Below are 21667 nucleotides of genomic sequence, written 5' to 3' on the forward strand. Positions count from 1 at the left end.
CTCGGTTCGCCTGGCGCGCTGCTCCGCGGCTCACTCGCCCGGGGCCTCCGGCGGCACCACCGTCTTCTCCTCGGCGAAGTGGCACGCGCTGGCGTGCGCCGCCGGGGAGTCCACCCCGCGGAAGACCGCGGGCACCGCGAGTTCCGGCACCTCCAGCGTGCAGCGTTCGCGCGCCTTCCAGCAGCGGGTGCGGAAGCGGCAGCCGGAGGGCGGATCGGCGGGTGAGGGGACGTCGCCGCTCAGGATGACGCGCTCGCGGTGCGCGCGCGCCCCGGGGTCCGGCACCGGCACCGCCGACAGCAGCGCCTGGGTGTAGGGGTGGGTGGGGTGGTCGTAGATCTGGGTGCCGTCGCCCGTCTCGACGATCCGCCCCAGGTACATCACCGCCACCCGGTCCGAGATGTGCCGGACGATCGACAGGTCGTGGGCGATGAAGAGGTAGGAGAGGTCGAACTCGTCCTGCAGCCGCTCCATCAGGTTGACGACCTGCGCCTGCACCGACACGTCCAGCGCCGAGACCGGCTCGTCGGCGACGATGACCTCGGGGCGCAGCGCCAGCCCGCGGGCGATGCCGACGCGCTGCCGCTGGCCGCCGGAGAACTGGTGCGGATAGCGGTTGACGTGCTCGGGGTCGAGGCCGACCACCTCCAGCAGTTCGCGCACCCGGCGGCGGCGGTCGCCCTTGGGCGCGGCGTCCGGATGGATCTCGTACGGCTCGCCGACGATGTCGCCGACCGTCATGCGCGGGTTCAGCGACGTGTACGGGTCCTGGAAGACCATCTGGATGTTCCGGCGCACGGCCTTCAGGGCCCGGCCCGACAGCCTGGTGACGTCCTCGCCCCGGTAGAGGATCTCCCCCTTGGTGGCCCGTTCCAGGTGCACCAGCAGACGGGCCACGGTGGACTTGCCGCAGCCGGACTCGCCGACGACGCCGAGGGTCTCGCCGCGGTGCAGGTCGAGGTCCACGCCGTCGACCGCCTTCACCGCGCCGACCTGCCGCTTGAAGACGATCCCCTGGGTCAGCGGGAAGTGCTTGTACAGCCCGCGCACCTGGAGCACGGGCTCACCGCTGGTCCTCACCGAGGCACTCCCTCCAGAAGTGGCAGGCGCTGCCCCGCCGGGCGCCGACCCGGTACAGCTCCGGCTCGTCGGTGGCGCACACGTCGCGGGCCAGCGGGCAGCGCGGGTGGAAGGCGCAACCGGAGGGGATGCGCAGCAGGTTGGGGGGCAGGCCCTTGATCGCGTAGAGCTCGCGGCCCTTGCGGTCCAGGCGCGGGATCGACTCCAGCAGGCCCTTGGTGTACGGGTGCGCGGGCGCCCGGTAGATGTCGTGGACGGGCGCGGTCTCCACGATGCGCCCGGCGTACATCACCGCGATGTGGTCGGCGACGTCGGCGACCACGCCGAGGTCGTGGGTGATGAGGATCAGACCCATGCCGTACTCGCGCTGCAGCTCCGCCAGGAGCTCCATCACCTGGGCCTGGACGGTGACGTCGAGCGCGGTGGTCGGCTCGTCGGCGATGATCAGCTCGGGTTCCAGGGCGAGCGCCATCGCGATCATGACGCGCTGCCGCATGCCGCCGGAGAACTGGTGCGGGTACTGCCCGACGCGGTCGCGGGCCGCGGGGATGCGCACCCGGTCCATCAGCTCCACCGCCCGGGCCCGGGCGTCCTTGCGGGACATCCCGCGGTGCACCCGGAACATCTCGCCGAGCTGGTCGCCCACGGTCAGCACGGGGTTGAGGGCGGACAGCGCGTCCTGGAAGATCATCGCCATCCTGGCGCCGCGGACCTTGCGGCGCTCCTCGGCGCCCATGGTGAGCAGGTCCTCGCCGTGGAAGAGGACCTCGCCGCGGGTGACGAACCCGGGCGGCGAGTCGAGGATGCCCATGACGGCCTGCGCGGTCACCGACTTGCCGGAGCCGGACTCGCCGAGCACGGCCAGCGTCTGGCGGGGTCGCACCGCGTACGAGACCCCGTTGACGGCGCGGGCGACGCCGTCCCGGGTGCGGAACTCCACGTGCAGGTCGCGTACGTCGAGCAGGGGCGGCTCGTCCGGGGCCGCGGCGGCCATCGTTCCTCCGTCCATCAGCGCAGCTTGGGGTCGAGGGCGTCGCGCACCGCGTCACCGAGCATGATGAAGGCCAGCACCGTCACGCTCAGCGCCCCGGCCGGCCAGAGCAGCATGTGCGGGGCGTTGCGGATCTGGGTGGAGGCCTGCGAGATGTCGATGCCCCAGGAGACGGTGGGCGGCTTCAGCCCGACGCCGAGGTAGGACAGGGTGGCCTCCAGGGAGATGTACGTGCCGAGCGCGATGGTCGCGACGACGATGACGGGCGCGACCGCGTTGGGCGCGATGTGCCGCAGCAGCAACCGGGTGTTGCCGGCGCCGAGCGCCCGGGCGGCCTGGACGTAGTCGTTCTGCTTGACGGTGATCACCGAGCCGCGGGCGATGCGGCCGATCTGCGGCCAGCCGAGCAGCACGATGAAGCCCACCACCGGCCACACGGTGGTCCCGGTGACCACGGACAGGAACACCAGCCCGCCCAGGACGATCGGGATGCCGAAGAAGATGTCGCTCACCCGGGAGAGCACGGCGTCCGCCCAGCCGCCGTGGTAGCCGGCGAGGCCGCCGAGCAGCGCGCCGAGCAGGGCGGCGCCGACGGTGGCGCAGATGCCCACGGTGAGCGAGGCGCGGGCCCCGTGGACGACCCGGGTGTACACGTCGCACCCCTGGGTGTCGAAGCCGAAGGGGTGGCCGGGCGAGGAGCCCTGCTGGGAGTGGTCCAGGTCGCAGCTGAGCGGGTTGCCGGGGGCGATGAGCTGCGGCCAGACGGAGATGACGACGAGGAACAGGATGACCAGCGCGGCGATCACGAAGACCGGGTTGTGCCGCAGGTCCCGCCAGGCGTCCGACCACAGGCTGCGGGGCCGGTCGGCGCCGTCCCGGCCGGCCGGGACGCCCGGCGCCGTACCGGGGGCCGGCGTCCGCTCCAGGGTGCGTGCCTCGTCCTGGCCCAGCCCCATGGCGGCTCCCGTCCCGCCGGCCGGCTCCATGGCCTCGTCGGGGTGGTTGCGCGGTTCAGGCATAGCGGATCCTCGGGTCGAGGACGGCGTAGAGGAGGTCGACCAGCAGGTTGGCGAGGAGGAAGACGATGACCAGGATCGTCACGAAGCCCACCACGGTCGCCGAGTCCAGCCGCAGGATGCCCTGGTAGAGCTGGTAGCCCACACCGTGGATGTTGAAGATGCGCTCGGTGACGATGGCCCCTCCCATCAGCGCCCCGATGTCGGTGCCGATGAAGGTGACCACCGGGATCAGGGAGTTGCGCAGCAGGTGACGGGTGATCACCCGGCGTCTGGGCAGCCCCTTGGCGACGGCGGTCCTGACGTAGTCGGCCCGGACGTTCTCCACGACCGAGGTGCGGCTGAGCCGGGTGACGTACGCGAGCGAGGTCAGGGCCAGCACGAACGCCGGCACGATCAGCTCGTCGAACCGGGCCTCGGAGGAGACCGAGGGCGCGATGACGTTCCACTTGACGCCCAGCAGGTACTGCAGCACGTAGCCGGTCACGAAGGTCGGCACGGAAATGACGACGAGGGTGCCGAGCAGCGTGGCGGTGTCCGCGGGACGGCCGCGGCGCAGGCCGGTGAGGACGCCGAGGGTGATGCCGATGACGATCTCGAGGAGGACGGCGAGGACCGTCAGCCGCAGCGTGACGGGCAGGGCGGAGGCCAGCAGTTCGGTGACCGGCTGCCCGTTCCAGGCGATCCCGAAATCGCCCCGGAAGATCTGCCCCATGTAGCGCAGGTACTGCTGCCACAAGGGGTGGTCCAGGTACAGGTCGTGGCGGATCTGCGCGGCCGTCGCGGGGTCGCAGGCGCGGTCCCCGCAGCGGGCCTGGACCGGGTCGCCGAGCGCGTACACCATGACGAAGATGAGCACGGTGGTGCCGGCGAAGACCGGGATCATCTGCAGCAGACGGCGGATGACGTACCGTCCCATGGGCGTCAGCTGACCTTGATCTGGTTGAAGACGGGGACGCTGAAGGGGTTGAGGGCGACGCCGGAGAGCCGCTGCGACCAGCCCGCGCTGCCGTTCTGGTACCACAGGGCGATCGCGGGGACCTGCCGCGGCAGGATCCGCTCGGCCTGCTGGAAGGTCTCGACGGCCCTGGCGGGGTCGCTCTCGGCGTTCGCCCGGTCGACGAGCCGGTCGAAGTCGGGATCGCTGAAGTGCGCGTCGTTGGACGAGGCGTCGGTGTAGTACAGCGGCTGCAGGAAGTTCTGGATCAGCGGGTAGTCCATCTGCCAGCCGGCCCGGAACGGGTTGCGCATCCGCTTGTTGACGATCTGGTTGCGGAAGTCGGCGAAGGTGCCGACGGGATCGCCGACGCAGGCGTCGTCCTTGCCGAGCGCGTTGTTGATGCTGTTGCAGACCGCGTCGACCCAGTCCTTGTGGGAGCCGCCGTCCGCGTTGTACGTGATCCTCATGGTGCCGCCGGGGAGGCCGCCGCCCTCCTTGACCAGCTGCCTGGCCCGGGCGGGGTCGTAGTCGCAGACCCGGCCGCACAGGGTGTCGTCGAAGCCGCCGTCCGCGCCGAGCACGGGTGAGGTCCAGTCCCGGGCCGGGATGCGGGTGTTCTGGAAGATCTGCCGGGTGATCAGCGGGCGGTTGACGGCCATGGAGATGCCCTGGCGGAGCTTCTCGGAGTTCCTGCCCGACCAGGCCTTGTCGTAGAGCGGGAAGGCCAGGGTCTGGATGATGCCGGCCGGGGTGTTGAGGTAGCGGCCGTCCAGGTCGGTCTTGACGTTCCGCAACTGGGCGGCGGGGACGTCGTCGACGAGGTCGAGGTTGCCGGCCTGGAGGTCGGTGTAGGCGGTGTTGTTGTCGGTGTAGACCTTGAGGTCCACGCCGCCGTTGACGGCCGCGTCGTCGCCCTTGTACCCGTCCCAGGCGCGCAGCCGCATGCCCTGGCCCTTGGTGTAGGACTCCACGCGGTACGGGCCGTTGCCGACAGGCTTCCTCAGCCAGGCGGCGTGGTCGGTGAAGAAGGCCTTCGGCAGGGGCATGAAGGCGGCGTAGCCGAGGGTGTCTGGCCAGGTGGAGAACTTCTGGTTGAGCCTGACGGTGAAGTTCAGGTCGTCCTGCCGGGTCAGCCCGGAGAGCTTCGCGGCGGACGGCTTCCCGGACTCCGGATGGACCTTCCCGTAGCCCTCGACGTACCGGAAGAAGGACGCGTTGATCTGCTTGTTCGTCACGAGCGCGCCGTAGTTCCAGGCGTCGATGAACGAATCGGCGGTGACCTTCTCGCCGTTGCCGAAGGTCCAGCCGTCCTTGAGCCTGATCCTGAAGGTCCGCTGGTCCGTGGTCGCGATCGAGTCGGCGATGACGTTCTCGGCGACCGCCGTCCTCGGGTCGTACCGCTTGAGGCCGCGGAAGATCATGTCGAGCACCTTGCCGCCCTGCACCTCATTGGTGTTGGCGGGCTCCAGAGGATTCTGCGGATCGGTCCACGAGGCGCTGAACACACCCGGGCCGCCGGTGCCGCCGCCCCCGTCCCCGCCTCCGCAGCCCGTCGCCACCAGGGCGGCCGCGGCCGCGCAGACGGCCCACCTCGCCGCGCTCCGTCGCATCGGATGCCTCCTCGGGGAGCTCTACGCCATGAAGGACACGAGACTCACCATGACATCGCAAACCCATACATATTGCACAGCGGCTCACCGGCCCGGGGTGACCACGAGGGGGACAGAGGGTTTTCCCTATGCACCGATCCGTCAATGAGGGGCATCCCGATAGTCAGGTTAAATTTCGACCAAAAAAATAAAGGATCCATCACGACGAACCGGTGCTCGTTGACGTGGCCATAATTCGGTTGCGAAAGTCCCATCAACCCTGCAAGCCCGGCCGGAATACGCACGACCTGCGCAGACGGCCGGAGTTCAAATGTTTCGGCCGTGCTACACCACTATGTCAGAAGCGGCCGGCGAAGAAAGTTCAATCTTGTTATTCGTTCGAAACGAACCGACTGAGAGTGTGAGCCGTGGGCCGTTACCTGCTGCGCCGACTGATCAACAACGTGGCGCTGGTTCTGATCGCGGCCTCACTCACGTACTTCCTGGCGGCGATCAGCCTGAACCCGCGGGCCAACTTCGCCGGCCGCAACCCCCCGGTGGCGGCCTCCTCGGTGACGGCCACCCTGAACGAATACAACCTCAACCCCGACACCCCGGTCGTGGTCCGCTTCGCCCACTGGGCGAACGGGGTGGCCCACGGGGACCTCGGACGGACCGTCACCGGCGGTGAGGTCAACGACGAGTTCGGCCGGCGCGTCGGCGTGAGCACCCGCTTGCTGCTGATCGCCACCATCCTGGGCTCCATCGGCGGTGTCCTGATGGGCGCCTGGGGGGCCATCAGGCAGTACCGGACGTCGGACCGGGTGACCACACTGGCCTCGTTCTTCGTCCTGGCCATGCCGGTGTTCGTGATCGCGGTGACCTTCAAGCTCTGGGCGATCGACATCAACGACGCCGTCGGGCACAAGGTCATCGAGTACACGGGCGAGTACGATCCCGGGCTGACCGGGACGGGTGAGATCCTCGCCAGCCGGCTGCAGCACCTGCTGCTGCCCAGCCTGACCCTGATCGTCATCCAGGTCGCCCTCTACAGCCGCTACCAGCGCAGCACCATGCTGGACGTGCTCGGCAGCGACTTCCTGCGCACCGCCCGGGCCAAGGGCCTGACGCGGCGGGCTGCGCTGATGAAGCACGGCCTGCGCACCGCGGTCCTCCCGGTGGTCCCGCTGCTGGTCTACAACGTCGTCCTGCTCTTCACCGGAGCCACCTTCACCGAGAAGATCTACGGCTGGCACGGCATGGGCGAGTGGCTCGTCAACTCCATCAGCACCAACGACGTCAACGCGGTCGCCGCCGTCGGCATGTTCACGGCGTGCGTGGTGCTGATCGCCGGCCTGCTGTCCGATGTGCTCTACGCGGCGCTCGATCCCCGCGTACGGGTGCGCTGAGACCCACCGCACCCCTCCGCCGCCCCGATCCCGCGTTCCCAGGAGCCTCCACCCATGGCCGTCCAGACCCCTTCCGTGCAGCCTCCCGCACCGGCGTCCGCCGTGCCGGGCGACCAGCCCGCCCGGCGCCGCGTGAGCGGCCGGCTCCGGCTCACCGCCGTCCGCTTCTCGCGCAACCGCATGGCCCTGTTCGGGCTGGTCATGCTGGTGCTGCTCTTCCTGATGGCCTACGTCTCGCCGCTGTTCTACAAGTGGGACTACACCGAGCTGGACTTCACCGCCTTCCAGAAGCCGCCCTCGGGCGAGCACTGGTTCGGCACCGACCAGACGGGCTCCGACCTCTTCGCGCTCACCGCGCGCGGCATGCAGAAGTCCCTGGTCATCGGCATCCTGACCGGCCTCATCTGCACCTTCGTCGCCGCCGCGGTCGGCGCCAGCGCCGGCTACTTCGGCGGCTGGACGGACCGTTCCCTGATGTGGGTGGTCGACCTGCTGCTGGTGATGCCCAGTTTCCTGATCATCGCGGTGCTCTCGCCCCTGTTCCAGGGCACCACCTGGCTGGTGTTCGTGGTGCTGCTGGCGGGGTTCAGCTGGATGATCACCGGACGGGTGGTCCGCAGCATGACGCTCACCCTGAAGGACCGTGAGTTCGTCAAGGCCGCCAAGTACATGGGCGTACCCGCGCCCGTCATCATCTTCCGGCACATCCTGCCGTCGATGGCCTCGATGCTGATCATCGACGGCACGATCCAGGTCGGCGCGGCGATCATCGGCGAGACCAGCCTGTCGTACTTCGGCTTCGGCGTGCAGTCCCCCGACGTCTCCCTGGGCACGGTCATCGCCACCGGCACCCCGGCGGCCCCGTCCTTCCCGTGGCTGTTCTACTTCCCGGCCGGGTGCCTGGTGCTGATCTGCCTGTCGATCGCCTTCATCGGCGACGGCCTGCGCGACGCGCTCGACCCCAACTCCAGCGGCGCCAAGGCCCGCGCCCCCCGCACCTCCAAGAGCACGGCCAAGAGCACCACCAAGGAAGGACGCACGTCGTGAGCGAGACGCCCCCCGCCCTCGAGGTCACCGACCTCCACGTCTCCTTCCCGAGCGAGGCCGGGCCGGTCAGGGCCGTGCGCGGCGTGTCCTTCTCGGTGCGTCCCGGCGAGGTCCTCGGCATCGTCGGCGAGTCCGGCTCCGGCAAGTCCGTGTCCTCCCTCGCGGTCCTCGGGCTGCTCCCGGAGACCGCCGACATCAAGGGCTCGGTCAAGCTGCACGGCCGCGAGCTGCTGGAGCTGGACGACCGGGACATGACGGAGATCCGCGGCAAGGACATCGCGATGGTCTTCCAGGACCCGCTGTCCGCGCTGACCCCGGTCTACTCCGTCGGCGACCAGATCGTCGAGGCGCTGCGGATCCACCAGGACCTGGACAAGGACGCGGCCCGCAAGCGCGCGGTCGAACTGCTGGAACTGGTGGGCATCCCCGACCCGGCGCGGCGCGCCGACGCCTTCCCGCACGAGTTCTCCGGCGGCATGCGCCAGCGCGCGATGATCGCCATGGCGATCGCCAACGACCCCGAGGTGATCATCGCCGACGAGCCGACGACCGCCCTGGACGTGACCATCCAGGCGCAGATCCTGGACGTCCTGAAGAAGGCCCAGGAGGTCACCGGCGCCGCGATCGTCATGATCACCCACGACCTGGGCGTGGTGGCCGGCTTCGCCGACCGGGTCCAGGTGATGTACGCGGGCCGCCCCGTGGAGACGGGGACCGTGGACGACGTCTACTACTCCCCGCGCATGCCGTACACCATCGGCCTGCTCGGCTCGATCCCCCGGCTCGACGACGGCGGACGCCACGCGCTGACCCCGATCGACGGCAATCCGCCCTCGCTGGTGGACCTGCCGGACGGCTGCCCCTTCGCGGCCCGCTGCCCCATCGCGACCGACCTGTGCCGGCGCGTCGAGCCCGAACTGACCGTGCGCGACGGCGGCAACCACCCCACGGCCTGCCACCGCAGCCACGAACTGGTGGCGGGCGGCGCCCTGGACCCCGCGACCATCTACCCGGTGCCGCCGCTGCCCGAGGCCCCGGCGGACTCCGTGCCCCGCCACGACCGCGCCCCGGTGCTGGAGGTCAACGGGCTGGTCAAGCACTTCCCCCTGCTCTACGGCGCGGTCGTCAAGCGCAAGGTGGGCGAGGTGCGTGCCGTCGACGGCATCAGCTTCGACATCCGCGAGGGCGAGACCCTGGGCCTGGTGGGCGAGTCGGGCTGCGGGAAGACGACCACGCTGCTGGAGATCCTCGACCTGCCCTCCGGGCAGTCCGGCACGGTCACCGTCTTCGGCAAGGACATCCGGGGCCTGAAGGGCGCCGAGCGCAAGGCGCTCCGCCGCGACCTGCAGGTCGTCTTCCAGGACCCGATGGCCGCGCTGGACCCGCGGATGCCGGTCGGCGACATCCTCGCCGAGCCGCTGAAGACCCACGGCTGGTCCCGGGACCGCGTCGCCGCCCGGGTGCCGGAGCTGCTGGGCCAGGTCGGCCTCGACCCGGACCACGTGGACCGCTTCCCCGCGGAGTTCTCCGGTGGTCAGCGGCAGCGCATCAGCATCGCGCGGGCGCTGGCGCTGGAGCCCAAGCTGGTCGTCCTGGACGAGCCGGTCTCGGCGCTGGACGTCTCCATCCAGGCCGGTGTGCTCAACCTGCTGGACGAGCTCAAGGCGCGCATGAACCTGAGCTACCTCTTCGTGGCGCACGACCTGTCCGTCGTACGCCACATCGCCGACCGCATCGCGGTGATGTACCTGGGCCGGATCGTCGAACTCGGCACCGCCGAGGCGGCCTTCGAAGCGCCCTCCCACCCGTACACCCAGGCGCTGCTCTCCGCCGTGCCGCTGCCCGATCCCCGCAAGGAGCGCGAACGCAGGCGCATCCTGCTCACCGGTGACCTTCCCAGCCCCGCGGACGTGCCGACCGGCTGCCGATTCCGCAACCGCTGCCCGAAGTTCGCCTCCCTGGACGAGTCCGACCGCGGCCGGTGCCGCGAGGAGGACCCGGCACCGACCGGACTGGCGGGCGACCACACCGCGGCCTGCCACTTCGCCGCCGCCGTCACCGTCGTGTGATTTCCCACCCCGCAACAGGAGAGAGAGTCCGTTGAACAGAACACGTATGTCCGTCGCCGTGGTGGCGCTGGCCACGGCGAGCGCGCTGACCCTGACCGCGTGCGGCGGCGGGGACGGGAAGGACGCCGCCGGGTCCAAGAAGAACTCGGTGCCCAAGTCCAGCGTCAACAACATCAAGGCCACCGACCGCGACCAGCTCAAGCAGGGCGGCACGGTGAACTGGCCGCTGGGCGAGATCGCCGAGAACTTCAACTACAACCAGGTCGACGGCACCCTGGCCGACGGCTTCGACGTCGAGCGCGCCGTGATGCCGATCATCATGATGTCCGACGCCACCGGCACGGTCGCCCCCAACCCGGACTACCTGACCTCGGCGGAGGCCTCCGACAGCTCCGGCAAGCAGGTCGTCACGTACAAGATCAACCCCAAGGCCAAGTGGTCCGACGGCACCCCGCTGTCCTGGAAGGACTTCGAGGCCAGCTGGAAGGCGCTGAACGGCAAGGACGCCAAGTACAAGATCTCCTCCAGCACCGGCTACGAGCTGATCAGCGGCGTCGCCAAGGGCGCGAACGACCAGGAGGCCGTGGTCACCTTCTCCAGCCCCTTCGGTGACTGGAAGAGCCTGTTCAGCCCGCTGTACCCGGCCCAGGTCATCGGCACCCCGGACGGCTTCAACACCGGTTACCTGGGCAAGTTCCCGGTCACCTCGGGCGCCTTCAAGTTCCAGGGCATCGACAAGACCACCAAGACCCTGACCGTCGTGCGCGACGACGCCTGGTGGGGCAACAAGGCCATCCTGGACAAGATCATCTACCGGGCCCTGGACTCGGACGCCACCGCCGGCGCCTTCGCCAACGGCGAGGTCGACTTCTTCAACGTCGGCCCCGACTCGGCCGCCTACAAGCAGGCCAAGGAGGTCAAGGGCGCCGACATCCGCAAGGCGGCCGGCCCCAACTACCGCCACGTCACCTTCAACGGCGCCCGCGGCCCGCTGAAGGACGTCAAGGTCCGCCAGGCCATCATGTCCGCGCTGAACCGGCAGGCCATCGCCGAGTCCGACCTGCAGGGTCTGGACTGGGACGCCAAGCCGCTCAACAACCACTTCTTCGTCACCAACCAGAAGGGGTACAAGGACAACGCCGCGGGCATCGGCGTCTTCGACCAGGCCAAGGCCAAGAGCCTGCTGGACGAGGCCGGCTGGAAGCAGGGCGGCGAGTTCCGCACCAAGGACGGCAAGACCCTGGAGCTGGACTTCGTCATCCCGGCGAACGTCAGCACCTCCGCCAACGAGGGCAAGCTGATGCAGCCGATGCTCAAGGCGGTCGGCATCAAGATGAACATCAAGTCGGTGCCGCTGCAGGAGTTCTTCGACAAGTACGTCAACACCGGCAGCTTCGACCTGACGGCCTTCTCCTGGCTCGGCACGCCCTTCCCGGTGTCGTCGACCAAGTCGATCTACGCCAAGCCCGTGGGCGACAACATCCAGCAGAACTACACCGGCGTCGGCAGCGACGAACTGGACACGGCGATGAACAAGGCCGCCGCGGACACCGACCCGGCCCAGGCGATCACCGACGCCAACGCCTCGGACCTGCTGATCTGGCAGCAGGCCAACCTGCTGCCGCTGTACCAGCGCCCCGACATCTACGCGGTGAAGAAGAACCTGGTCAACATCGGCGCCTTCGGCTTCCAGGACCTGCGCTACGAGAACATCGGCTTCCTGAAGTAGGCCGCCCCGCCGGCTCCCGGCACCTCGTCCGCCCCGTCACCACCCGGTGACGGGGCGGACCCCTTCGTTCCCGTGGCGCGTGCGGGGCCGTCGCCGCGGGACCGTCGACGGCCCCGCACGCACCGGCCCTCCGGCAGGACAGGATCCCCCGCCCATGCTCGAGAACTCGCTGCCGTACGCCCATGTCTTCGCCCACTTCGGGGTGGCGCCGGGCGACCGTCCCGCCCGCTCGCTCCACCCGCACTCACCGGTCTTCCGGTGCCGCGTGGCCGGTACGGAGGCGGTGCTGAAGAGGGCCGCCTCGCCGGAGTCCGCGGCGGCGGCCCTCGCCGGCTGGACGCGCGCCCTGGCGGCGCGGGACGTACCGGTGGTGACCCCGCTCGACGGGCCCGCCACGAACCCGGCCCGGATGGGCGAGGAGGCCTGGGTGGCCTATCCCTGGGTGGAGGGCCGCCCCTACTCCGGCACGGACGCGGACATCGAGGCGGCGGGCGACCTGCTGGGACGGCTGCACGCGCACAGCGCCGACGGCCCCGCCGGCGTCCCGGCCTTCACCTGGCCGGACCACGAACCGGCGGACCTCGAGGCCGAACTCGACGCGCTGCGCCCCGCCCTGGAGCGCCACGCCCCGGCCGTCCGGGAGGCTGCGACGGCCCGGCTGGAGCGGTGGTCCCGGACGCTGATGACGCAACTGATGCCCGCCCTGCGCGACGGGGGCCTGCCGCATGTCGTCGCGTCGATGGACTTCAAGGCGAACAACCTGGTCTACGCCGCCGGCGGACCGGTGCTCGTCGACCCGGAGAACGCCGAGTACGCGCCGCGGCTGCTCGACCTCGCACTGGCGCTGCTGCTCTTCCACACCGAGTCGCCGGCCGCCCCGCCACGGCCGTTCACGCCCCGCGAATGGACCGTCTTCCAGGGCGCCTACCGCCGCCACTGCGCGCTGACCGCGGCCGAGGTGGCGCTGTGGCCGGTGGCCGTGCGCTACATGCAGGTCGAGTGGGGCATCTGGACGCTCCTGGACGCCACCGAGTGCGACGACTGGGCCGACCCGCACCAGGGGGCCTTCCTCACCGCACTCGCCCTCGCCGGGCCGGACGACCGTCCCGTACGGCCGTGAACGCCCGAGGGGCGCCCGTGCGGTGTTCGCGCGGGCGCCCCTCGTGGGTGGTGCGGGTGGTGCTCAGTTCACCGCGTGGACGACGTCCTTCTCCTCGGCGAAGTGGCAGGCCGACTCGTGCGCGGCCGGGGTGTCGTCACCCTTGAAGCGCTGCGGGACGGCCAGCAGCGGCTCCTCGGTGGCGCACCGGTCCTGGGCCTTCCAGCAGCGGGTGCGGAAGCGGCAGCCGGACGGCGGGTTGGCCGGCGAGGGCACGTCACCGCTCAAGATGATGCGCTCGCGGTGGTCGCGCGCCTCGGGGTCCGGAACCGGCACCGCCGACAGCAGGGCCTGGGTGTACGGGTGGGTCGGGTGGTCGTAGATCTCGGTGTCGGTACCGATCTCGGCCATCTTGCCCAGGTACATCACGCCGACGCGGTCGGAGATGTGGCGGACGATCGACAGGTCGTGCGCGATGAAGATGTAGGACAGGTTGAACTCGTCCTGCAGCTTCTCCATCAGGTTGATGACCTGCGCCTGCACCGAGACGTCCAGCGCCGAGACCGGCTCGTCGCAGATGATGATCTCCGGGTTGAGCGCCAGGCCACGGGCGATGCCGATGCGCTGGCGCTGGCCGCCGGAGAACTGGTGCGGGTACCGGTTGATGTACTCCGGGTTCAGGCCGACGACGTCCAGCAGCTCCTGCACCTTGCGGCGCCGGTCGCCCTTCGGGGCCACCTCGGGGTGGATGTCGAAGGTCTCGCCGATGATGTCGCCGACCGTCATGCGCGGGTTCAGCGAGGTGTACGGGTCCTGGAACACCATCTGGATGTTCCGGCGCACGGCCTTCAGGGCGCGGCGGGACAGCTTGGTGATGTCCTGCCCCTTGTAGAAGACCTCGCCGGCGGTGGCCCGCTCCAGGTTCATCAGCAGCTTGGCGACGGTGGACTTGCCACAGCCGGACTCGCCCACGATGCCCAGGGTCTCGCCCTGGTACAGGTCGAAGGAGATGCCGTCGACCGCCTTGACGGCGCCGACCTGCTTCTTGAAGAGGATGCCCTGGGTCAGCGGGAAGTGCTTGACCAGGTTGCGCACCTGGAGGATGGGCTCGCCGCGCTCGACCGGCTTGGCGATGGCGGCCTCGACCGCCGCCACCTCGTCGGAGACGGCCTCGTCGTTCTTGGTGACGTCAGCCATGGATCGTCTCCTTCCAGAAGTGGCACGCGCTGCCGCGGCCCGGCAGCTCGCTGCCGTCCTTCTCGGTCACCCGGTGCAGCGCGGGGACCTCGGTGCGGCAGATGTCCTGCGCCATCTCGCAGCGCGGGTTGAAGGCGCAGCCGGAGGGGATGCGCAGCAGGTTCGGGGGCAGGCCCTTGATCGCGTAGAGCTCCTGGCCCTTCTGGTCCAGGCGCGGGATCGACTCCAGCAGGCCCTTGGTGTACGGGTGCGCCGGGCGCTTGTAGATCTCGTGGACGGGCGCGGTCTCGACGATCCGGCCCGCGTACATCACGGCGATCTTGTCCGCGACGTCGGCGACCACGCCGAGGTCGTGGGTGATGAGGATCAGGCCCATGTTGTACTCGCGCTGCAGGTCCGCGAGCAGGTCCATGACCTGGGCCTGCACCGTCACGTCGAGCGCGGTGGTCGGCTCGTCGGCGATGATCAGCTCGGGCTCCAGGGCGAGCGCCATCGCGATCATGATGCGCTGGCGCATGCCGCCGGAGAACTGGTGCGGGTAGTCGTTGACCCGCTCCTTCGCCGCCGGGATGCGGACCCGGTCCATGAGCTCGATGGACTTGGCCCTGGCTTCCTTCTTGGACATGCCCTGGTGGACCCGGAACATCTCGCCCAGCTGGTAGCCGACGGTGAGCACCGGGTTCAGCGAGGACAGCGCGTCCTGGAAGATCATCGCGATCTTGCGGCCGCGGATCTTCCGGCGCTCCTCGCCGGACATCTTGAGCATGTCCCGGCCCTGGAAGAGGATCTCGCCCTGCGGGATCTTTCCGGGCGGCATGTCGAGGATGCCCATGATCGCCTGCGCGGTGACGGACTTGCCGGAGCCGGACTCACCCAGCACCGCCAGCGTCTCGCCGGCCGACACCGTGTAGTTCACGCCGTTGACGGCCTTGGCGACGCCGTCCCGGGTGTGGAACTCCACGTGCAGGTCGCGCACTTCCAGCAGCGGAGAGGTGGCGTCCCCGGTACGGGGCGCGGGCACGTCCGCGTTCTTGTCGATGATGGTCACGTACGCCTCCCTCAGCGCAGCTTGGGGTCGAGGGCGTTGCGGACCGCATCGCCGAGCATGATGAACGCCAGGACCGTGATGCTCAGCATGATCGACGGGTACAGCATGATGTGCTGTGCCGTACGGATCTGCTGGGCGCCGCCGGAGATGTCCTGGCCCCACGAGACCACGGACGTCGGCAGACCGAGTCCGAGGTAGGACAAGGTCGCCTCGGCGGAAATGTAACCGCCGAGCGCGATGGTGGCGACCACGATCACCGGGGCGACCGCGTTCGGCAGGATGTGCTTGAACAGGATCCGCGAGGTGCTCGCGCCCAGCGCCTGGGCGGCGTGCACGTAGTCCGCCTGCTTGATGGTGATCACCGAACCGCGCATGACGCGGGCGATCTGCGTCCAGCCGAGGAAGGCCAGCGCTCCCGACACCACCCACACGGTGCGGTTGGTGAAGGAGTTCAGCACGACCAGCGTGCCGAGCAGGAAGGGGACCGCGAAGAAGATGTCGGTGATCCGGGACAGCAGCGTGTCGACCCAGCCGCCGAAGTAGCCGGCGATCATGCCGACCAGGCCGCCCAGCACGGTGACCAGGAGGGTCACGCTGATGCCGACGGTGATCGAGGCACGGGTCCCGTAGATCACGCGGGCGAAGACGCTGCGGCCCTGCCCGTCGTAACCGAGCCACCCGGCGGAGAACACCTTCCCGTACTCGGGCTTGCCGAGGTAGTGGTTCCGCAGGTCGGCGTAGGTCGGCGAGGCACTGGTGAACAGGCCCGGGAAGACCGCGATGACCAGGAGGATCAGGATCAGGATGCCGGAGATCACGAAGTAGGGGTTGCGGCGCAGGTCCCGCCAGGCATCGCCCCACAGGCTGCGCGCCTTCTCCGCCGCGGGCGCGGGCCCTGTGGCGGCAACGGCGTCCGCGGCCGTGGCGGCCATCGGGTCCGCGTTCTCGACGGCGGTCTTGGTGACGTCAGGCATAACGGATCCTCGGGTCCAGGACCGCGTAGAGCAGGTCGACGATCAGGCTGGTGAAGAGGAAGACCAGCACGAGGACGGTGACCAGACCGACCAGCGTGGTCCCCTCGCGGCGCAGGATCGACTCGTAGATCGTGCCGCCGACACCCTTGATGTTGAACAGGCCCTCGGTGACGACCGCACCGCCCATCAGGGCGCCGATGTCGGTGCCGAGGAAGGTGACCACGGGGATCATCGAGTTGCGCATCAGGTGCACACCGACCACCCGGCGCCGGGGCAGGCCCTTGGCGATGGCGGTCCGCATGTAGTCGGCGCGCAGGTTCTCGGCTATGGAGGTACGGGTGAGGCGCGCCACGTACGCCAGCGAGAGGCTGGCCAGCACGATGGCAGGCATCAGCAGCTGGCCGTAGTTCGTGTCGTCGTTGACGTTCGGTGTCATCCAGTCGAGCTGGAAGGCGAAGACCAGCTTGAAGATGAAGCCGAGGACGAAGACCGGCACCGAGATCAGCAGCAGGGTGAAGATCAGCACCATCGAGTCGGCGAGCTTGCCCGCGCGCATGCCGGCCCAGACACCGAGGGTGATGCCCACGACCAGTTCGATCGCGAAGGAGAGTCCCGCGAGCCGGAACGTCACCGGGAACGCGTCGCTGAGCACGTCCCGCACCGGCCGACCGCTGGCAATCTGAGTGCCGAAGTCGAAGTGCAGGATGATGCCCGTCATGTAATCCCAGTACTGCTTCAGGATCGGCTGGTCGAGACCGAGTTCGTGACGGATCCGTGCCACGGTCGCCGGGTCGATGCCCTTGTCACCGCCGAGCGCCCGTACGGGGTCGCCGGGGAGGGCGTAGACCATGAGAAAGATGAGCAGAGTCGTCCCGATGAAAACCGGGATCATCTGGAGCAGTCGCCGCGCGACGTAACGCCCCATCGTGCCTCCATGTCAGTCGCTGTGGCAGCAGAGATGGGCCCTTCTCCCGTCCTCCTCTTCGGGAAGACGGGAGAAGGGCCCCCCAGCCGTTGCCTGCACCCCGCGCGTCCGACGTCTCCGTCAGCCCCGCACCGGCGTGCTCACTACGCGATGGTTACTTCTTGACCTCGACGCCGGTCAGGATCGGGTCACCGTTCTGGGCGTACTGGACGTTCGAGACGTTCTCCGAGTAGCCGGCGTTGACCTTGTAGTACCAGAGCGGGATGGCGGGCATGAGCTCGACCATCTTCTTCTCGACGGCCTGGTACTCCTTGACCGACTCGTCAAGCGTGGCCGCGGTGTCGGCCTTCTTGATCATCTCGTCCAGCTCCTTGTTGGAGAAGCCGGACTGGTTGCCCGCCGAGGTGGTGGCGTACAGGTCACGGATGAAGTTGGCGTTCACGGGGTAGTCGAGCACCCAGCCACTGCGGTAGATCGACTTGACCTCGTGGGCGTCGCGGGCGTCCAGGTCGCTCTGGAAGTCGGCCTTGGAGTCGCCGGCGCACTTGACGCCAGTCGCGTTGGTGATGCTGTTGCAGACGGCCTCCACCCACTCCTTGTGGCCACCGTCGGCGTTGTACTGGATGGAGATCTTGTTGCCGGGGACGCCGCCGCCGGCCTTGATGAGCTCCTTGGCCTTCGCGGGGTCGTACTTGAAGACGTCGCCGCCCACGTTGTCCTGGTAGCCGAGCACGCCCTTGGCGACGAAGCCGGTGGCGGGCTCACGGGTGCCCTGGAGCACGGTCTTGGTGATGGTGTCGCGGTCGATCGCCATCGACAGACCCTGGATGACCTTGGGGTCGACGTTCTTCCACTGCTTGGAGTAGAAGGCCGGGACGATGGACTGGATGGCGGAGTACGCCTGGTCCACGGCGCGGTCGCCGAGGTCGTCACGGTAGACCGGGAGGTCCTTCGGGCCGATCTGGCGCAGGACGTCGACGTTGCCGGACTTCAGGTCCTCGTACGCAGCCTCGAGGCCGGTGTAGTTCTTGAAGATCACACCGCCGTTCTTCGCCTTGTCCGGGCCCTTGTAGCCGTCGAAGCGCTTGACCTCGATCTGCTTCTTGTGGTCCCACTTGACGAACTGGTACGGGCCGTTGCCGACCGGGTTCTCGCCCGCGGCCTTCGGGTCCTTGTAGAAGGACTCCGGCAGCGGCGAGAACACCTCGTAACCGAGCTTGTACACGAAGTACGGGATCGCGGTGGTGAGCTCGATGGTGAAGGTCTTGTCGTCGACGACCTTCAGGCCCGACATGGCGTCGGCCTTCGGCTTCGCGCCCTCCTTGTCGGGGTGGACGTCCGCGAAGCCCTTGATGTCGGCGAACCACGACGCGTTGGTCTGGGCGTTGTTGATGTTGGCGGCCCAGTTCCACGCCTTGACGTAGGACTCCGCGGTCACCGGGGTGCCGTCGTGGAAGGTCCAGCCGTCCTGCAGGGTGACCGTGTAGGTCTTGTTGTCCTTGGTGTCCACCGACTTGGCGTTCACCATGACGATGTTGCCCTTGGGGTCGTAGTCCACGAGCTGCGCGAACAGCGAGCGGACGACGATGCTGCCGTTGGACTCCATGGTGTTGGCAGGCTGCAGGGGGTTCTGCGGCTCGCCGACCTCGACGGAGAACTTGCCGTTGGGGTTGACGCCGCCAGCGTCGTTCTTGCTGCCCTTGTCGCCACCGCCGCCACCGCAAGCGGTAGCAGCCATAGCGACGATGATCGCACCTGCGACCCAAGTGGCGCTCTTGGCACCGCGCATGGGTTTGCCTCCTCAGGAGTCACTGTTCTTACGTGAAAGGGCCGGCCTCACTGACACCCCTGACAGTGATTCCGGTCACCTGTGCTCGTGAGTCGGCGCTCCCCATAAGCGCTTGGACCCATTGACCCGAGCTCAACGGCTCCAACTATCGGTCACGTTGGGCCTACGAACCACACACTTACGATTTCGTTTTGGTCACAACCGGTCCAAAACAATCCCGCAATTCGGACATTTAGATTGTAGACAGACACCGACGAAACGGACTTGTAACACAAGTACCGGTGAACGTCGTCCGGTATCCGGACGTCGCCGGACTGAAATCCGGTTGCCCTCAAAGCGCGTAGATTCCACGCGAATGTACGTGCCTGACGGGCCGACAGGGAACGATGTGTCGCGCCCGCGCCAGTGGCGCAACCGCGACACATCGGCACCCCCGGGGCCGATCCCCGCACAGCGGGCGACGCGGCGGTGAGTTCGGTCACACCGGGCCCCCGCAAGGGCCTTGGATGTGACCGGTGTCACGGGGAACGGCGTTCCACGCGCACCCGGACCCACGGGGGACGCCCGGCGATGTCGCACATGCGACACGGCGGGCCGGAGCCGGGGGCCGTCATGGAGCGGCCCGGCCGCCCCGGGGGGACCGGGGAGGCCGGGCCGCTGTCGCCGCCGCCGAGGACCCGGTCCGCGCCGCGGGGGCGCGGACCGGGGAGGCCTCAGCGCTTGGCGCGGGAGGCGGTGCGGCCGCGCTCCTTCTGGTCCAGGACGACCTTGCGGATGCGGACCGTCTCCGGGGTCACCTCGACGCACTCGTCGTCGCGGCAGAACTCCAGCGACTGCTCCAGGGAGAGCTTGCGCGGCGGGACGATCGCCTCGAACGAGTCGGCCGACGAGGACCGCATGTTCGTGAGCTTCTTCTCCTTGGTGATGTTGACGTCCATGTCGTCGGCGCGGGAGTTCTCGCCGACGATCATGCCCTCGTACACCTCGGTGCCCGGGTCGGTGAACAGCACGCCGCGCTCCTGGAGGTTCGTCATCGCGAAGGCGGTGACGGCACCGGCGCGGTCGGCGACCAGCGAACCGTTGTTGCGGGTCACCAGCTGGCCGAACCACGGCTCGTGGCCCTCGTGGATCGAGTGGGCGATGCCCGTGCCGCGCGTTCCGGTCAGGAACTCGGTACGGAAGCCGATCAGACCGCGGGAGGGGACGACGAACTCCATGCGGACCCAGCCGGAGCCGTGGTTGGACATGTTGTCCATCCGGCCCTTGCGGGTGCCCATGAGCTGCGTCACGGCGCCCATGTGCTCCTCGGGCACGTCGATGGTGATGCGCTCGACCGGCTCGTGGACCTTGCCGTCGACCTCGCGGGTGACGACCTGCGGCTTGCCGATGGTCAGCTCGAAGCCCTCACGGCGCATCTGCTCGACCAGGATGGCGAGCGCGAGCTCACCGCGGCCCTGGACCTCCCAGGCGTCCGGACGCTCGGTGTCCAGCACCCGGAGGGAGACGTTGCCGATCAGCTCGCGGTCGAGACGGTCCTTGACCTGGCGAGCGGTGACCTTGCGGTCCTTGACCGCGGACTTGACGGCGCCCTTGCCGCCGGGGCCGCGACCGACCAGCGGGGAGGTGTTGGTGCCGATGGTCATGGAGATCGCGGGCTCGTCCACCGTGATCAGCGGCAGCGCGACCGGGTTCTCCGGGTCGGCCAGGGTCTCGCCGATGGTGATCTCCGGGATGCCCGCGACGGCGCAGATGTCACCGGGGCCGGCCTTCTCGGCGGGCTTGCGGGTGAGCGCCTCGGTCATCAGCAGCTCGGTGATGCGCACGTTCTGGATCGAACCGTCGCGCTTGATCCACGCGACCGTCTGGCCCTTCGTGAGCTCGCCCTGCTCGACGCGGAGCAGCGCGATACGGCCCAGGAAGTTGTCGGCGTCGAGGTTGGTGACGTGCGCCTGGAGCGGGGCGGCCTCGTCGTACACCGGGGCCGGGACGTGCTCCAGCAGCGTGGAGAAGAACGGCTCCAGGCTGTCGCTGTCGGCCGGGACGGTGCCGTTCTCCGGCTTGGTCAGCGAGGCCACGCCGTCGCGCGCGCAGGCGTAGACGATCGGGAACTCGATCTGGTCCTCGTCGGCGTCCAGGTCCAGGAACAGGTCGTACGTCTCGTTGACGACCTCGTCGATCCGGGAGTCCGGACGGTCGGTCTTGTTGATGCAGAGGATGACCGGCAGCTTCGCGGACAGCGCCTTGCGCAGCACGAAGCGGGTCTGCGGCAGCGGGCCCTCGGATGCGTCGACCAGCAGCACGACCGCGTCGACCATCGACAGGCCGCGCTCGACCTCGCCACCGAAGTCGGCGTGGCCGGGGGTGTCGATGATGTTGATCGTGATGGGTTCGCCGCCACCCTTGGGGTGGTACTTCACGGCCGTGTTCTTCGCGAGAATGGTGATGCCCTTCTCGCGCTCCAGGTCGTTGGAGTCCATCATCCGGTCGTCCAGATGCTGGTGCGCGGCGAAGGCTCCGGCCTGCTTGAGCATGGCGTCCACCAGCGTCGTCTTGCCGTGGTCGACGTGGGCGACGATGGCGACATTACGAATGTCGTTACGCGTGGGCATACTGGGGCGCTTCTCCCGGGTAGGTAGGTGGGGCGGCGTGCCCTCGTCGGCACACCTAGCCCGCCGGGCGAGTCAAGCCGCGGCCTCACCCCATGGTACGGGGCCCGGGCGGCAAGGACCGCCCGGGCATGATCGTCACCGTCGCCGGGGGGCTCA

General features: G+C 68.9%; 16 protein-coding genes. 5 read left to right on the forward strand and 11 right to left on the reverse strand.

The window, feature by feature from the left end; genetic code table 11:
• Positions 1-30: 30 nt before the first annotated feature.
• Genes ACZ7MY_RS32925 through ACZ7MY_RS32945 form a run of 5 tightly spaced genes read right to left on the reverse strand, consistent with a single transcriptional unit; the run spans position 31 to position 5637 of the window.
• On the reverse strand, positions 31-1080 hold the full coding sequence (locus ACZ7MY_RS32925; RefSeq protein WP_499607100.1) for an ABC transporter ATP-binding protein: 1050 nt from the start codon (positions 1078-1080) through the stop codon (positions 31-33).
• Positions 1064-2089, reverse strand: coding sequence for an ABC transporter ATP-binding protein (locus ACZ7MY_RS32930; RefSeq protein ID WP_499607102.1), 1026 nt, complete (start codon positions 2087-2089; stop codon positions 1064-1066). Before ACZ7MY_RS32930 ends, ACZ7MY_RS32925 begins: the two co-directional genes overlap by 17 nt.
• A complete protein-coding gene (locus tag ACZ7MY_RS32935) occupies positions 2089-3090 on the reverse strand; it encodes an ABC transporter permease (RefSeq protein ID WP_499607105.1) in 1002 nt (333 codons plus the stop codon). Before ACZ7MY_RS32935 ends, ACZ7MY_RS32930 begins: the two co-directional genes overlap by 1 nt.
• A complete protein-coding gene (locus ACZ7MY_RS32940; protein ID WP_499607108.1) occupies positions 3083-4006 on the reverse strand; it encodes an ABC transporter permease in 924 nt (307 codons plus the stop codon). Before ACZ7MY_RS32940 ends, ACZ7MY_RS32935 begins: the two co-directional genes overlap by 8 nt.
• Positions 4007-4011: 5 nt before the next feature.
• Positions 4012-5637, reverse strand: a complete 1626-nt coding sequence (locus tag ACZ7MY_RS32945; RefSeq protein WP_499607111.1) for a peptide ABC transporter substrate-binding protein — start codon at positions 5635-5637, stop codon at positions 4012-4014.
• A 407-nt stretch (positions 5638-6044) separates the two neighbouring features.
• Here ACZ7MY_RS32945 and ACZ7MY_RS32950 point away from each other — a divergent pair, with 407 nt between their 5' ends.
• The 5 genes from ACZ7MY_RS32950 (at position 6045) to ACZ7MY_RS32970 (ending at position 12990) form a co-directional block, all read left to right on the forward strand.
• Entirely contained in the window at positions 6045-7025 is a 981-nt protein-coding gene (locus ACZ7MY_RS32950) for an ABC transporter permease (protein WP_499607113.1), read from the forward strand.
• A 54-nt stretch (positions 7026-7079) separates the two neighbouring features.
• Positions 7080-8072, forward strand: coding sequence for an ABC transporter permease (locus ACZ7MY_RS32955; protein ID WP_499607116.1), 993 nt, complete (start codon positions 7080-7082; stop codon positions 8070-8072).
• Positions 8069-10141 carry an ABC transporter ATP-binding protein gene (locus ACZ7MY_RS32960; protein ID WP_499607118.1) on the forward strand — a complete coding sequence of 691 codons (2073 nt, stop codon included), beginning with the start codon at positions 8069-8071 and terminating at the stop codon, positions 10139-10141. Before ACZ7MY_RS32955 ends, ACZ7MY_RS32960 begins: the two co-directional genes overlap by 4 nt.
• 31 nt (positions 10142-10172) lie before the next feature.
• A complete protein-coding gene (locus ACZ7MY_RS32965; RefSeq protein WP_499607121.1) occupies positions 10173-11870 on the forward strand; it encodes an ABC transporter family substrate-binding protein in 1698 nt (565 codons plus the stop codon).
• A 154-nt stretch (positions 11871-12024) separates the two neighbouring features.
• Entirely contained in the window at positions 12025-12990 is a 966-nt protein-coding gene (locus ACZ7MY_RS32970) for a phosphotransferase (RefSeq protein WP_499607124.1), read from the forward strand.
• Positions 12991-13053: 63 nt separating this feature from the next.
• Here ACZ7MY_RS32970 and ACZ7MY_RS32975 read toward each other — a convergent pair whose 3' ends face one another.
• The 6 genes from ACZ7MY_RS32975 to typA form a co-directional block, all read right to left on the reverse strand.
• Positions 13054-14166, reverse strand: a complete 1113-nt coding sequence (locus ACZ7MY_RS32975; protein WP_499607127.1) for an ABC transporter ATP-binding protein — start codon at positions 14164-14166, stop codon at positions 13054-13056.
• Positions 14159-15214 (reverse strand): ABC transporter ATP-binding protein, encoded by a 1056-nt coding sequence (locus tag ACZ7MY_RS32980; RefSeq protein WP_499607131.1) that lies wholly within the window; start codon positions 15212-15214, stop codon positions 14159-14161. The genes ACZ7MY_RS32975 and ACZ7MY_RS32980 overlap by 8 nt, the downstream gene beginning before the upstream one ends.
• Before the next feature lie 11 nt (positions 15215-15225).
• Positions 15226-16188, reverse strand: a complete 963-nt coding sequence (locus ACZ7MY_RS32985; RefSeq protein ID WP_499607134.1) for an ABC transporter permease — start codon at positions 16186-16188, stop codon at positions 15226-15228.
• Positions 16181-17113 (reverse strand): ABC transporter permease, encoded by a 933-nt coding sequence (locus ACZ7MY_RS32990; RefSeq protein ID WP_499607137.1) that lies wholly within the window; start codon positions 17111-17113, stop codon positions 16181-16183. The genes ACZ7MY_RS32985 and ACZ7MY_RS32990 overlap by 8 nt, the downstream gene beginning before the upstream one ends.
• Positions 17114-17267: 154 nt before the next feature.
• Positions 17268-18902, reverse strand: a complete 1635-nt coding sequence (locus ACZ7MY_RS32995; RefSeq protein ID WP_499607140.1) for a peptide ABC transporter substrate-binding protein — start codon at positions 18900-18902, stop codon at positions 17268-17270.
• A 713-nt stretch (positions 18903-19615) separates the two neighbouring features.
• A complete protein-coding gene (gene typA / locus ACZ7MY_RS33000) occupies positions 19616-21511 on the reverse strand; it encodes a translational GTPase TypA (protein ID WP_499607142.1) in 1896 nt (631 codons plus the stop codon).
• Positions 21512-21667: the final 156 nt, after the last annotated feature.

The organism is Streptomyces sp. NPDC111520, from assembly GCF_055635295.1.